This is a genomic window from Paenibacillus ginsengarvi (assembly GCF_003626695.1).
In the GTDB taxonomy this organism is placed as follows: Bacteria; Bacillota; Bacilli; order Paenibacillales; family NBRC-103111; genus Paenibacillus_AB; species Paenibacillus_AB ginsengarvi.
In genome coordinates this window covers 265,165-280,042 of record NZ_RBAH01000008.1, presented here as the reverse complement: position 1 = coordinate 280,042, position 14,878 = coordinate 265,165, and the positions used below count along the sequence as shown (strand labels likewise).

General features: G+C 48.3%; 7 protein-coding genes and 4 pseudogenes. 9 read left to right on the top strand and 2 right to left on the bottom strand.

Features of this window, described 5'->3' with window-relative positions:
- Positions 1 to 118, top strand: a pseudogene (locus D7M11_RS37340) (IS30 family transposase); the annotation flags it as partial.
- Positions 119 to 293: 175 nt separating this feature from the next.
- On the top strand, positions 294 to 818 hold the full coding sequence (locus tag D7M11_RS13790; protein ID WP_120747799.1) for a DUF5643 domain-containing protein: 525 nt from the start codon (positions 294 to 296) through the stop codon (positions 816 to 818).
- Positions 819 to 916: 98 nt separating this feature from the next.
- On the opposite strand, the pseudogene D7M11_RS13785 reads toward D7M11_RS13790, so the two are convergent.
- Positions 917 to 1,399 (bottom strand): annotated as a pseudogene (locus tag D7M11_RS13785) (transposase); the annotation flags it as partial.
- Positions 1,400 to 2,660: 1,261 nt separating this feature from the next.
- Here D7M11_RS13785 and D7M11_RS13780 point away from each other — a divergent pair.
- The 3 genes and pseudogenes from D7M11_RS13780 to D7M11_RS37335 all read left to right on the top strand — a co-directional run.
- Positions 2,661 to 4,526 carry a family 43 glycosylhydrolase gene (locus tag D7M11_RS13780; RefSeq protein ID WP_120747798.1) on the top strand — a complete coding sequence of 622 codons (1,866 nt, stop codon included), beginning with the start codon at positions 2,661 to 2,663 and terminating at the stop codon, positions 4,524 to 4,526.
- Positions 4,527 to 4,937: 411 nt separating this feature from the next.
- Positions 4,938 to 5,096 (top strand): annotated as a pseudogene (locus tag D7M11_RS13775) (helix-turn-helix domain-containing protein); the annotation flags it as partial.
- A 144-nt stretch (positions 5,097 to 5,240) separates the two neighbouring features.
- A pseudogene (locus tag D7M11_RS37335) lies at positions 5,241 to 5,648 on the top strand (response regulator); the annotation flags it as partial.
- Positions 5,649 to 5,711: 63 nt separating this feature from the next.
- Here D7M11_RS37335 and D7M11_RS38050 read toward each other — a convergent pair.
- Entirely contained in the window at positions 5,712 to 6,536 is an 825-nt protein-coding gene (locus D7M11_RS38050; RefSeq protein ID WP_420818231.1) for an AraC family transcriptional regulator, read from the bottom strand.
- Between the two features lie 198 nt (positions 6,537 to 6,734).
- Here D7M11_RS38050 and D7M11_RS13760 point away from each other — a divergent pair, with 198 nt between their 5' ends.
- The 4 genes from D7M11_RS13760 to D7M11_RS13745 all read left to right on the top strand — a co-directional run bounded on the left by D7M11_RS13760 (position 6,735) and on the right by D7M11_RS13745 (position 14,640).
- Entirely contained in the window at positions 6,735 to 8,213 is a 1,479-nt protein-coding gene (locus D7M11_RS13760) for a sulfatase family protein (RefSeq protein ID WP_120747796.1), read from the top strand.
- 43 nt (positions 8,214 to 8,256) lie between these two features.
- On the top strand, positions 8,257 to 10,722 hold the full coding sequence (locus D7M11_RS13755) for a polysaccharide lyase family 8 super-sandwich domain-containing protein (RefSeq protein ID WP_120747795.1): 2,466 nt from the start codon (positions 8,257 to 8,259) through the stop codon (positions 10,720 to 10,722).
- Positions 10,723 to 10,749: 27 nt separating this feature from the next.
- The gene (locus D7M11_RS13750; RefSeq protein WP_205127054.1) at positions 10,750 to 11,922 is read left to right on the top strand and encodes a glycoside hydrolase family protein; all 1,173 of its coding nucleotides are present in this window, start codon (positions 10,750 to 10,752) and stop codon (positions 11,920 to 11,922) included.
- A 99-nt stretch (positions 11,923 to 12,021) separates the two neighbouring features.
- Positions 12,022 to 14,640, top strand: coding sequence for a glycosyl hydrolase family 95 catalytic domain-containing protein (locus D7M11_RS13745; RefSeq protein ID WP_120747794.1), 2,619 nt, complete (start codon positions 12,022 to 12,024; stop codon positions 14,638 to 14,640).
- Positions 14,641 to 14,878: the final 238 nt, after the last annotated feature.

Below are 14,878 nucleotides of genomic sequence, written 5' to 3'. Positions count from 1 at the left end.
GGTGTCGGATGAGGAGTTGGCGACAGCTCTTCGTCTTATCAACCTTCGCCCTCGTAAATGTCTCGGCTGGAAATCGGCTCACGAAGCATTCATGGACGAATTGTCGCACTTAGCTTGACAATCCGTCAAATGATTACCAGCTGGCGCAAGACTGCGTTCAGGAAATTTTTCATGACGGCTTATAATAAAGTCGATCCCGATAAGGATCAGTCTGCACTGCGCAAGATGGCAAGTACGGAGGCATTATTTATTATCACAGTAACTATGGATATGAGGAGGGGCCGGGTGACCTGTTGCCTGAGCAATTTCTGTTAACGATTAAGGTAAATCGGATTGGAGACATTCAAGGAAATTGGTCCCTTGAGCTGCCAGTATCCCGTAAACTTTCGGATCAGGCGACCCGAACCTTTGAACCGGGGATCTCTCATGAGGTAAACGGGATTTCCATCAACGTAGCACGAGTTGTAATGACACCGCTCAGTGCGACGATCGACTACGAAATGACCGTGCCCGAGAATTACTCGTTTTCTGACCCGTCTGCTATCAGTAGTATTCAAGTGAAGGATGACAAGGGCTATATTATGGGAATGGGCTTTGTTGGCGGCGAAGGGGAAGCGGTTGAAGGCGATCGGAGGAAATACCGGTTTACGAGCGAACATTTACGCACGCCAAAGGAAACCCCGGAGGAACTCGTTATAATCCCACAGCGCAAAATAATTGAAAGACAGGATGAATCCGTTACCTATTTCCGTGGAGAAGCGCTTGAACCATACGTGTTTCATGTTCCTTTACTAAGCCGTGCAAAAAAACAAGAGTAACTTAACGGTTAAGATAGCTCAATAAACATATGTAGGCGGCCTGCATCTTGCGCTCAGCTGCCTTTGCTCAACTATTCTAGCTAATAGCTTGTCAATATTTAATTCTTAATGGTTAAAATCAAAGGTGCTATACTGAAAAAAAGGCATAACAAATAACCATCCCATAGGGTTTTGGGAAGGTTTTCCTCAGAAGGTGGGCATTTCTTATTTAGCTCAGTCGAAATGCTTCTTTTTTGGTAAGAATCGCATAAAGAGAATACGCTTGGATCGACACCGGCGAATGCAATCAGTTTTTTTGCATGATTAAATCGATCGATTTCTCCGACTTCAGCTAAAATTGTTGCAGCAATTTTGGTGTCAATGCCAGGTATCGATTGGATCAAATCATACTCCTGTAATTCTTCAGCCAGAGCATCAATCGACTGGTCAAGGTTGGCTAGATGCACCTTGTACTGAAGAAGTAGGTTAATAAGCAGCTCCAGTGAGAAAAGATGGCTCGGAAAAGCTGTCTCCTTGAAAGGATTGCGTTCCGCGGCAGCCATTAGTTTCTGTGCGCGTTCAAGCGCCCAAGTGGATGAGCGCCCGGCGAGACACTGGATCGTCGCCGTGACAATATTACGGAATTGCGGAATTTTGTATAACGGGTATGTTCGAGATATGGTTTATTACAGTATTATCAAGGAATTTGAAGGCTTTATTAGTGACTTGAGAAACTATAGTGTAGAATGAAAATACTTAGTATGTAAAACAAGAAATTAGTCATGTTGAATAAAGAGAAAAACTTTTTTAATTCACACGATAGATAAACCTGAAAACAAATCCGCGATAAGGCGGATTTTTTGTTTGGGCCAATAAGGCGGGAATGTTATCAGCGGGAATGTTATCAAGTTCTTGACATTTATGCAACCAACCAAAGTTCTTGACATCCGACAATTTGAACACTGGTTTCGGGGACAAGAACATTGTCCCATTAATTGCCGCATAAATCGCGGCTTTTGCTATTTATGGGATAAAGTTCTTGTCAATTCTCCGTGACAAGAACTTTATCCCATTCCCGAAATTGACAAGAACATTATCCCATTCCCGACAACACAACTGGTCCAGGCGTTCCAGAAGTTGTAGTTAAGCGATTAAGCCCAATAAAACAAGGGGCTGCCTGAGTATTCGGGCTCAGTACTGGATTCCCACTTGCAGCTCGGGCGGCATGTTTGTGCGAACCCTCGCATTCCAAAATCGTATTTCGAAAAAGCGTAGAGGCAGATGCCTGTGAGCGGACCAGGCGCGCTTCACAAAAGTCTTATCGCGCCTTCGTATTTGTATGCGATTCATTCAGATCCTGCACGGAGTATGAATCCATTCGCAAGTGCGGCGATCTGATCATAATACGTCCGGCATTCGAGCAGATCATGTGCCAGATGACACAAAACCATAAATTTCATGAGGATGCCACTGCGCGATCGGCGATCCTAGGAGATTACGTGTTACCCAATTACGCCGACATCCAGATGCACAAGCGCGATTGGTCACGTCGTTGCTGTTCGATTCAAAAGGTATACTCCGATTACCGCGAGCTACTGCGGAATCGAGGGCGGTGCCGATATTGAAGACGGTCTGCGCCTGAACGGCGAGAAGCACAGCCGGCTCTATCAGAACCGGATCGAATTTTAAAAGAAATGGCTATCCATTTTATTGGTTTGTCATACATCAATTGCCCCCCCGTGTTAGACTTGGTTTGGCTAGGCTCACAACGATTGGAGAGGAAGGAGTACAACAACCCCAACTTAGTCAGGCAACGGACATCTTGACAGATGCGCATACCCCCATTCTTAAGGAGGAAGATGTATGCTGATGAAAATGAAGTTGACTCTGCAATTAAAGATGGCTTTTATGTTTGTCCTATTATTTGGAAGTTTTGGATTCGTTACCTCTCCCGCACAAGCTGCCGACACCTTCACCAATCCGATAAAAACCGGAGCCGCCGACCCCTTTGTCACTTGGCACGATGGCTGGTACTACATGTTATACACCCAGGTGGACCGCATCGACATTTGGAAATCTCAGGATTTGACGCAAATTGCTAGTGGGACCTCGACTCGCGCCTTCACACCACCGGCTAGCGGCTGGGGCAGCAAGAACATTTGGGCTCCCGAGTTGCATCGAATCAACGGCAAATGGTACTTATACTACACCGCGGATGACGGGACAGATGCCAATCATCGAATGTTCGTGCTTGAGAACAGCGCCTCCGATCCGACCTCTGGTACCTGGGTCAGCAAGGGGCAAGTGAATACCCCTAACAGTTTTGCCATCGATGGGACCGTTTTCGAAAACAAGGGTACCCTCTATTTCGTATGGGCAAATCGCGTCGGTGTAATGTCGTTGTGGATCTCTGCTATGTCCGATCCGTGGACGCTAACCGGTACCCCCGTCAAAATCTCCAGTCCAACCTATAGCTGGGAGCCCAACGTCAACGAAGGACCTGCCGTGCTGCAGCGTAACGGCCGCATTTTCATGACATATTCCGGAAACGGCTGCGGCAGCGACGATTATTTGCTGGGATTGCTTACGGCTGATGAAAACGCCAATTTGCTGCTGGCCGATTCCTGGGTCAAGTCTACGTCCCCGGTCTTCAGCAAGGCGAATGGCGTGTATGGTCCCGGCCATAACAGCTTTACCCGTTCGCCGGACGGAACCGAGGATTGGATCGTCTACCACGGAAACTCCGTGTCTGGAGCCGGGTGCACCGGAGCCCGAAGTGCCCGAATACAAAAAGTGACGTGGCGAGAGGACGGCACTCCTTTCTTTGGCAAGCCGGTCGGTGCATCGGTTTCCCTCGTTAAGCCCTCGACCGGAAACCCCTCGGATACCGATGATGTTTTATTCAAAATAATCAATCTTCACAGCGGCAAAGCGGTCAGCGTACCGGGCATCAATCCGAACCCCGGAGGGCAGGTCGGGCAATGGACGTACGAAGGCAATCCGGACCAGCAATGGACGCTCGAGCCGAGCGGTGACGGGTACTATAAAATCCGCGCATATCACAGCAACATGGTGCTGGAGGTGGAGGGCGCCAGTCTGGTCGGCGACGCCGACGTGATTCAGAACTTCGATACCAACGCGACCCATCAGCAGTGGAAGCTGCTGTCGCAAGGTAATGGCTACTACAGTGTTCAAAACCGCAACAGCGGCCAAATGCTGGACCTGTCCGGCGGCAATCTCTCCAATGGCGCCCGGTTCGCTCAATGGCCGGACAACGGCCTTTCCCCGCAGCGCTTCCGCTTTGAACCGATCGGGGATATTACAATGATTGGGGTCGAAAGCGGAAAGGCCGTAAACGTTGTCGGCGGCAGCACGGCTAATGGCGCCAACATCGCCCTGATGGATGACAACGGCTGCAGCTGCCAGAAGTGGCGATTTGAATCGCTCGGCAACGGCTACTTCAAGGTTATCAACCGCAACAGCGGCCAAGTGATCGATATTGCAGGCATGTCTAATACGAACGGGGCCAATATCCAGCAATGGCCTTATCTGAACAATGCTGGGCAACACTGGCGTCTGCTATTTATGCCGGACGGCACCGTCTCCCTTCGTCCACAGTTGAACGGCTTGCGCGTCATGGAGGCCAGCGGCACGGCCAACAATGCCAACATTCGGCTTTACGATGCTCTCAACACACCTAACCAGCTCTGGTGGCTGATGCCGCACTAAGGCACTCGTGTTGCTTTTCGTCAAAGGTCATGACTTCTTGGAGGCGTGACCACCTAACTTAACAGAAAGTTTATTATCTCTACCTATTACGGATTCGCAGGACAGCCGGAATTCAAGAGCCTGGACCTTGCACCCCTTAGAATGGACATTGGATAAACCCCTGGTTAATCCGATGGAACTGACCCCCGTTTATGAGACAGGGATCAAAACACCTTATTTAACTAAGCAGCCAGTTGCCGATATTCAATCGGTGACTGGTTGTTTAGTTTCGCTTGAATACGAATTGAGTTATAGTAATTATTATTTGACGGATTGTAATATGGAGTGCGACAGCTAAAAACAAAGAAGCCCATGAATGGATTCGTGTAAAATGGAAGTCACCACAACACCATTTCTACAGGAGAACCCATCATGAGCTACTCCCATCTTAGCATAGTCGAACGTGGACAACTAGAGACTTTGTATCGGCTTGGCTGGTCGACGAGAGCCATTGGCCAGCATCTTGGTCTTCATCACTCCTCCATCGCCCGCGAACTCAGAAGAGGGCAAACGGACTCGTGCTATGAAGCCGAGCAGATTCTAGCGGTTTGCGTGTTTTGCCAGCAGCGGATGGGGAACGAACGATCCCGGGAGCACGGATCGAACGTTGTAAATGACACAAAAGCACTCTCAATCCGATGCATAGGATTCCGATAGCGGGCGAGCGGACAACCATTGGCGGTCGACGACGATCCTGTCAATTTGAAGGTGCTGTCCGGCATGCTGGCGGGAGATCATTGTCGCGTATAGACGGCTTTATCCGGGCGTGAGGCTGTGGCGCTGCTCGATGCGGAACCGTGGGATCTGTTGATCGTCGATGTCATGATGCCACATATGTCAGGCTATGAGCTGACGAGAATCGTACGGGAGCGTTTCTCCGTGTCGGAGCTGCCCGTTTTACTGCTGACGGCGCGCAGCGTGCCGGCCGACGTCTATGCCGGCTTTTATGCTGGTGCAGACGATTACGTCGCCAAGCCGGTCGATGCGCTCGAGCTGAAAGCGCGCATTCAACTGCTAACGTCATTGAAGCGGTCCGTCGAGCACCGTCTGCGTCTGGAGGTCGCCTATTTAAAGGCACAAATTCACACTGTGATGAAGTTGGTGCTCATTCGGTTGCTAAGCGAGAATTATACTTTCTCTCAGAGGTTACGTCTGGAAGGCAAGGTCCATTCTTATCGATTGACGGTATTCAAAAGGCGTCATATCTTCGAACTGTCTGAACATTTTAGAAAAATAGCTTTGGCTGCAAAAGCCGGTTGTTTGAGCTATTTCCCCTAGAGAGCCTTCTGTTCCGGCTAACAGCTCCTTCGCTATCCGCAGCCTATATTTGATGAGGTATTCTGTGATTGTACACCCCGTCGCTCGCTTGAATAGGCGGGAAAAGTAGCTGGGACTTAAATGCACATAACTGGCTATGTCCTCGATTTTTATGGCCTCTTGGTGACGATCTTTAATATAACGAATCGCCTGATGAACGGTTTCCGGATATTGAAGAGACGCCCCGCCATCCGGTGATTCGTTTCCCTCCATATGTGTGATAGTAGCATCCGTCAAAATCCGGGTTATATGAGACGATGCCATCACTTCGAAGCCAGGTGTACATTCTTCGAACAGCGCGAATAATTCTTCGAACAGTTGCCTCGTTAGTCGTGCGTTTCGAGCGATAAGAACCGGATTTTTGTCGCATTCGAGCAGCCGATGATAGTCGGCTGTTTGCATGCCGCCGAAGCGGACCCAATAAATTTTACACGGATCGTCGGGATCAGCGTAGAACTCGTGCTCCTCCGTCAGGTCCAGAAACAGCATCTGATTGGGACCAACCTCATATGTTTTCCCCCTCCAAACCCCATATCCTTTGCCGCGAATCACATATCGGATCGAATACGGAAAAAACGTCCGACGTATCCGGTAATCCGGTCGACACTCGAACCATCCAAGATCTTGAACGTAAAACAAAAAAGTTTTCGCCATCTCGCTCGGAGTATGCACGATCGTTTTAGTCGAATAGGAGGCATTACTCATAGGAATCACCTTTTCAAATATGGCAGGATCGTTATAAAAATGAGCGTGATCGTTGCATACAGTCCCCATGATCTTATAGTACCATAAAAAATAAGGTTAACAAGAGAGTGATGGTCTACACCAAAGTGACAGTGATGGAGTGGGATTGTGACAAAAAATGCTAATGGGGTAAAACCTAATATTGTTTTCATATTATCCGACGATCAGGGGGCCTGGGCGCTTGGTTGCGCTGGTAACAAGGAAGTGCTTACACCGAATCTGGATGCTCTGGCAAACAGAGGTATGCGTTTTGATCATTTTTTCTGCGCATCTCCTGTATGCTCGCCCGCCCGCGCGTCCATTCTTACCGGCCGCATTCCTTCGCAGCATGGCGTTCACGATTGGATCCGGTCCGGCAACGTGAACAAGGAGCCTTTACCTGAAGATATTCGGCACAGGGGAGTGTTTGCGGACGAAAACATCTCAATCGATTATTTGAAAGGGCTTCCGTCGTATACGGAGCTGCTCGCGAACCATGGGTATGTATGTGCGTTAAGCGGCAAGTGGCACCTCGGCAACAGCACCACTCCGCAGAAAGGATTCAGTCATTGGTATTCCATTGCGAGAGGAGGATGCTCGTATATGGAACCGGATGTTGTGGAAGAAGGCGAAGTGAAAATTGAAAACCGATACATTACGGATTTGATTACGGAGAACGCGATCCGTTTTCTTGACGAATTCGAAAACGGTGAGCAGCCGTTTTACCTAAGCGTCCATTATACGGCGCCGCATTCGCCATGGGAGAGCTCCGAGCACCCTGAGACCTATTTGTCGATGTATAACGACTGCCCTTTCGAGTCTGTTCCCGAACTCCCGTATCATCCGAATCAAAATAACACTGCACCGCGAGGGACCGGCGAACGCCGTAAAGAATTGTTGCGTGGCTACTACGCTTCGATCACAGCGATGGATACGGGGATCGGACAAATTATGGCCAAACTGGATCGGATGGGCATACGCGACAACACGCTTATTATTTTTATGAGCGATAATGGGATGAATATGGGACACCACGGGATATGGGGGAAAGGGAACGGGACGCTGCCTCTGAATATGTTCGATACCTCGGTAAAGGTGCCGGCTATTTTCTCGCATCCTGGATGCATACCTGAAGGGCAAACGAACGAGGAATTGGTCAGCCAATACGATGTATTCCCAACGCTGCTTGAGTATGTAGGAATCAGTAATCCATATGAAAGTAGTCTGCCTGGTCGCTCCTTTCTTCCTCTCCTGCAGGGGCAGGAACAAACTTGCCGTAACAATGTCGTCATTTTCGACGAGTATGGACCGGTTCGCATGATCCGCAGCAAGGATTGGAAATATATACACCGGTATCCGTATGGGCCACACGAGCTGTACGATCTGAAGAACGACCCGGAGGAGACAAAGAACCGGATCGATGACCCTGCAAACAAAGATATTCTTGCTAGCCTACGCATTCAGCTTGGAGATTGGTTTCGTCACTATGTGATTCCGGACAAGAACGGAGCACTCGAGCCAGTCACTGGTTTTGGTCAGCTTACGTCTGTGGGTCCAGGTCAGCCTGTGGGAGGAAGCTTTAAGGAGTTGACAAAAGAAGCATACTAGATTCATCGGAATAATAGTTTGCCGGAAGTAGAGGGGGACATGTATGAGTACGAATCCAAACCTAAATACGGAGCTTATACCCGAGTCCTATTGGAGCAGCACCCTGGATTGCAATGAATGCGTGCATAAGCTAAGCACGAATACAACAGAATTATATTTTGAAAAAAAGCACGCTTTAAAAAACTTACGTAGGCGAATTGCACGAGTCCCGTATCGTACCAAAGTCTATGAGCAATTTAACGAACATGGCAGCTACATTTCGAATTTGGGAGAAGATGGCCGCTTTGCGGATCTGGATGATTCCATCCAGAACACCTATGTTGCCGTTATGCGGTTAACGGCGATTTCGGAGCCGTTCCATTTGGCTAAGGAAAAACCGCTAGATGACGAACAATTGAAAAGCAAGATTTTTAAAGCCATCACCCATTATTGCAAATGGGAAGCAGACAGGACGGATTTGGGATGGACCCGATTTCACGATTCGGTTTTTGCCATTCCCGTTGCAGTTACCAACCTTTTCTTTTTCTTCCTTCCTGATATGGAAGCGGTTGAGAACGGAACGGCTGAAGACCCTTTGACCGCCAGTGTGCACAAACAGCTACGCCGCTGCTCACTTCAGGCGTGGACATTGCCGCAACGGGGGGATCACACCGATCGTCATCCGATTAGTCCCGAGCGGTTCCGTAAACATGCCTGGTGGATGGGAGGCAATGCGTTAACCTATCGTCCTGCATTTTATGCGGCGGTGATGCTTCAATCGGTTGAGATGGTGGATACTCTGGCTTATGTGAGCAGCCATATTCTTACGCCAACCTCGCATACCAACAAAGACGAGTCTTTTTGGAATGAAGGGATTTGCGCTGACGGCTTCGGATGGGGTCATGGTCCGCAAGCATACAACCGGCATTATCCGAGAGAAGGCGTACTGTCCGGTCTAACGATAATCAAAGCACTAAAAGGGACACCGTGGGAGCGAGAGAGCACATGCGAAAGTGTCGATTGGCTGATCAACTTTATCCGGGGGATTAGCTGGAGTCATTTTAAGGACGTTGACGCCCCCATGCAGTCTAGGCATATATTTACGCGAAAGACGAAGGACGACCTTGGCTATCTTTACGATATCGTGCAGCTGCTGGTAGAAACTTTCGGTTCCTTATTAACCGAGAAGCAGTCGCAAGAAATGAACGAGCTACTGGATCGCAAACAAATTCTAAAGATGGATGGATATCCTTCGGGATATTACAATGGCGTACGCTACTTCTGGAACAATGACGATCTGATCAAGAAAACGGATGAGCTGTACATCTACGTAAACATGGCTTCCAATCGCTGCAGTGGCGTAGAATTCGCCCATACGATGGCGGATAAGCTTAACTTTTTTACAGCGGACGGCTCTTATGTTATAGCCCGATACGGCGATGAATGGGTAAATAGCAAAGGGGCTTGGGAAATGACCCAACTACCCGGCATAACGGCGCGCCATATCAAGACGACAGAGCTTGTGCCCGAGACGAACTGGTCAGGTTACAACAGTATTCACCCCTTTGCAGGAGGCGTTGCCCGAGATCAGAATGGGGCTGCGGCATTCGTATTTGAGAAAGACGATCGAAGCGAAGCGGACGGAGCTGGTATCGAGCATAATCGGTCCAATAAAGGAATTTTTGGTGTAAAGGCTTACAAAAGTTACTTTATTATGGATGATTCGGTTGTTTGCCTTGGGGCGGGGATAACAGATAAGCAGCCCGAGCAACGCGGCGAGATCCGGACCGCGATCAACCAGACGAGTTGGGTAACGGATATTTTATACCGTAAGGCTGGGAGGCTTTCCATAGAGACTTTTAAGATGAACCAAAACTATTTACGCGAAGCTGTAAAAGAGCGCGAGTCCGGCTCTGATATCCCTTGGGTAAAGCAAAATGGGGTTTTGTACGCGATAGTTCCTGAACATACGTCGGGGGAAGTAACCGTACTTGCGGAGGAAAGACAAACGCATTGGGAATTGCTGAACTTTACAAATCACGGGGTAGAAAACGAGGCGTGCCGCATATTCCACATATGGATTAACCATGGACAAGCGCCAGTAGATGGCAAGTACGCCTATTTCATGTACGCGGGCGATCAGGAACCGCAAACGTATCTGGAGTCGAATCCCGTTAGAATCCTTTCCAACACGACCGGACTTCAGGCTGTGGCAAATCATAACAATAGCATCATTCAGGCCATTTTCTATGAAAATGAAACCGTATGCAAGGCTGATACGTTGCGAATGAAAGTTTCCAACCCTGCTGTTGTTATGTTGGAACAACAAGGAGAAGAATTGTTTGTAACTGTAAGCGATCCTTACCAGGATGTTCATTTAAAAGAGCTTGTCATTTATTTGACCATTCCGGTCAGTGGAGAGGGCATCGTCATGGAGAATGAATGGCATGCCGTACCGATACAACTGCCAGAAAGTCCTGAAATAGGCAAACCCATAACAGTCGTTTTGAAAGTACGGGAGCTTCTATAATCCAAAAATTCCGCATGGAGGGGACCTATGAACATAATTGAAAAGATGCTGCCTGCACCACGAAATGGCGGCTTTAAAATGGAGGGCTACTGGGTTTGGTGCGGATCTGTTATAAAGGGCGACGACAACAGATATCACATGTTTGCATCCAGATGGCCCAAATCTCTGCCCATGCATCCGGGATGGCTCGTCGCCTCCGAGATTGTTCGAGCTGTATCCGATATCCCCGAGGGACCCTACCAATTCGAAGAAGTCGTTTTGCCTTCCAGGGGAGCGGAATATTGGGATGGACGAAGCACGCATAACCCCCAAATTGTAAAACACGAGGATACGTACATTTTATACTACATGGGCTCCACACATCCGTTCCCGGATGTACAGCCATCCGAACCATATGATCTGAATGATCCCAGATGTATTGTGGCGCGTTCCAATAAACGGATAGGCATTGCTACTTCAAAAAGCATCTATGGTCCTTGGAGTAGGATGGATAGCCCCATCCTGCAGCCTAGACCTAGCAAGTTTGACAACTTTTTCACTTCCAATCCGGCACCGTGCATCCATGAAGACGGCACGGTACTGCTAATTTACAAGACCAGAACTTACAAAACAAAGCCATACCCGGCATTTTTGCATAGTCATTCGATGTCTTTTGGAGTGGCGCATGCCCATCATTATATGGGCCCCTATAAGGCTTTATCGGATGAGACCATTTTTCCTTCCGAAAAATTTAATTTGGAGGATCCGTTTATTTATCAGGTGCCCGGCGGATATGAAATGATTGCGAAGGATATGAAAGGCAATATTTGTGGCGAATATCATGGGGGGATCTTCGCAAGATCGGAAGATGGCGTGCATTGGGAAGCTCTTGAAGGGCAAAAAGCATATTCGCGTACAATCCGGTGGGATGATGGAACGGAACAGATGATGGGCAGCTTGGAAAGGCCGTTTGTTTTATTCGAAAACAATAAGCCGACACATCTGTTTTTTGCAACAGCAGACGGTCCAGGCGAATTTGTAAAAGCCACCCATGTGGTTAGAAGAAAAGACGGTCAAGACATTCGACTGTTGTTTGATAACGTTTACGACCCGTATCAGCTCGAGAATCGGTACGAGCAGCACCCGGACATTCTCAAGGAGCTCGAGGCGGAGATGATCAAGAGGTTCAAACGGATCGGAGATCCTCGGTATACAGAGTGAGATAGGGAAAAAGATTGCAGTTTAGGAGAATATGAAGTTAGCGAACGGACTTTCGGCGATAGATTGTCTGCGCTATTTGAGAAGCAGAGGTGTTTGTTAATGAAAGAACTGTTATTGAATTACAAAACTTCAGCCGAAGACTCTACAAATGGTTGGCAGAACGAATCGCTTCCGATTGGAAACGGCTATTTCGGCGCGAATATTTTCGGCATCGTGCAGCGAGAGAGAATCCAAATCACCGAGAATTCGCTCCAAAATCCGGGTAATCTCGGAGGGCTGAACAATTTCCTCGAGATTTATTTGGAGTTCGATCACCAAGATACGTCCGGTTATGAAAGAGGGCTTTCACTGAACAATGCCATTGCCTATTGTTGTTATGACTGTGATGGCGTTCACTATGAGAGAGAGTATTTTGCCTCATATCCCGATAAAATAATAGCCGTTAGGTTGACCGCATCAAAAGTTGGTGCACTGTCGTTTGTTCTTTGCCCTGATATTCCATACCTCAAGAATTATGCAATGGAGCCCGGTGACGACGGAGGAAAAACGGGTGAGGTCACATCTGTTGGCGACACGATTCAAATAAAGGGCAAAATGCTTTACTACCCTATACGATTTGAGGGACAAATCAAGGTGATTACGGAAACCGGCAATATCGAGGCTGAAAATGGAACGATTCGTGTGACCGGCGCGGATTCCGCCATCCTGATTTTCACCGCGGGGACGAATTATAACCTTGACAGCGGAATATTTCTCGAAACCGATCCGAAAAAAAAGCTATCCGACATCGACCCGCATCTTAAGGTTTCAAAAACTATTTCGGACGTTTCCGGCATGGATTATGCATTGCTGAAAGAACGCCATATTACGGATTATTCCAACCTGTTCGGTCGTGTATCTTTAGAAATTGACGGTGAACATCCGGGTCTGCCTACGGATGAATTGTTGCAAAAGTATCGTGATGGCGCGGCGATACCTTATCTGGAAGTGTTGTTTTTTCAATACGGAAGGTATCTCCTGATCGCTTCTTCGCGCGATGGCGGATTGCCCAGTAATCTACAGGGGATCTGGAATTGCCATGATCAGTCTCCGTGGGGCAGTGGCTATTGGCACAATATTAACGTACAGATGAATTATTGGCCAGTATTTAACACAAACCTGCAAGAGCTGTTCAAGCCCTACCAAGATTTTAATGAAGCGTTTCGTCCTTGTGCCGAACTAATGGCTTCGAAGTATATCGAAACGTACAACCCTGAGAATAGGTCGGAGGAGCAAGGAGGATGCGGCTGGACCATCGGGACCTCAAGCTATCCCTATAAGATTTCGGCGCCGGGCGGCCATTCAGGACCTGGAACCGGAGGACTCACGACTAAACTGTTCTGGGATTATTACGATTTCACGCGAGACGAAACTATATTGCGAAATGTCACGTATCCTGCACTTCACAGTATGAGTCGTTTCTTGACAAGGACCGTGAAAAATTATGAAGGGAAGTATCTGGCATCCTTCTCCGCTTCCCCCGAGCAGATTATCAACGGAAAATGGCGCTCGAATCCGCAATACTATCATACGGTTGGATGTGCGTTCGACCAACAGATGTTGTATGAGAATGGGGCGGATTTACTAAAAGCCGCGAAGCTTCTTGGTGAAAAAGATCATACGGTCGATGTGCAGTCGGAACAGATCGACAATTACACCCCTGTTGAGATTGGCTGGTCAGGGCAGATAAAGGAATATTCAGAGGAGAATCTCTATGGCGAGATCGGTGAGTACAAGCACCGTCACATCTCGCATCTGGTCGCGCTGTTCCCGGGGACGCAAATCAACTCTGATACACCGGCATGGCTTGATGCAGCAAAGTTCGCCTTGAACGAACGAGGAGATGATTCGACAGGTTGGGGAGTCGCGCACAGACTCAACGCATGGGCACGAACCGGAGAGGGTGACCGCGCATATACACTCCTGCGCATTCTACTCGAAAAGAAAACCATGATGAATATGTGGAGTTTTTTGTGGAGTAGGAAGCCTGTGTTTCAGATCGACGCTAATTTTGGCGGTGCCGCCGGCGTTGCAGAAATGCTGCTGCAAAGTCACGAGACTTACATTGCAATACTCCCCGCCATTCCCAGAGAATGGGGAAGCGGAAGTTATAGCGGGCTTGTAGCGAGAGGGAATTTTGAAGTGTCTGCTGAATGGAAAGACGGTTGTTTAGTCAGAATCGAGATTCTATCACGCAGCGGCGGTCCGTGCAAATTGAAATGTAAAAACATTAGCACTGCGGTGTTAATGGATGAAAGTGACGGTATACTGCACTTTGCTACGGAAACGTTTGACAAAATCTCATTCGAAACCGAAGTTGGCATGAACTATATCCTGACGGGAATCAAACCTTATGAAACGGCTGAAGCTCCGGACAGGCTCCAGGCGGATAAAAAAACACTTTTGCTCAGCTGGTGCGGCAGTCCAGAGTTACTTTACAACGTTTATCGCGCGGTAGACAACCAGCCTGGTTACGATATTATTGCCACAGGACTATCGGGCACATCTTATATCGATAAGGATTTTGATTTTTCGCCATATGATCATGTCACCTATAAAGTACCAGCAAGTTTTAAAGACGGCACGGGTGAAAGCGTAGGAGTGCTTGTTTCTTTGAATCATGCCTCGGAGCTTTATCTCGACCGTTATCGGTATCGTATAACTCAGATTAATCTATGACAGATGAGATGCGAGACCTGGGATGAATAAAGCTGTTTGGGGTAATGAAACAGGATGCATGAACGGCGATCCAGGTGTCATTGTTACCGTAGATGCGCTTACCGGAAAGGAATTCGCGGGTATGACGCGTTGCCGCTGCCTATGACATCTGCAAACAAACGGCACTTGGGGTTCCCGTAAACGACTCGCAAATCGGCAGAGTCTCCGGATTGGGCAACCATGGCGGACACAGGGGTGA

Excerpts from the sequence above, each read along its gene's own strand:
- D7M11_RS13780 (WP_120747798.1), top strand. The coding sequence starts at position 2,661 with ATGCTGATGAAAATGAAGTTGACTCTGCAATTAAAGATGGCTTTTATG.
- D7M11_RS13755 (WP_120747795.1), top strand. The coding sequence starts at position 8,257 with ATGAGTACGAATCCAAACCTAAATACGGAGCTTATACCCGAGTCCTAT.
- D7M11_RS13745 (WP_120747794.1), top strand. The coding sequence starts at position 12,022 with ATGAAAGAACTGTTATTGAATTACAAAACTTCAGCCGAAGACTCTACA.
- D7M11_RS38050 (WP_420818231.1), bottom strand. The coding sequence starts at position 6,536 with ATGGCGAAAACTTTTTTGTTTTACGTTCAAGATCTTGGATGGTTCGAG.
- D7M11_RS13750 (WP_205127054.1), top strand. The coding sequence starts at position 10,750 with ATGAACATAATTGAAAAGATGCTGCCTGCACCACGAAATGGCGGCTTT.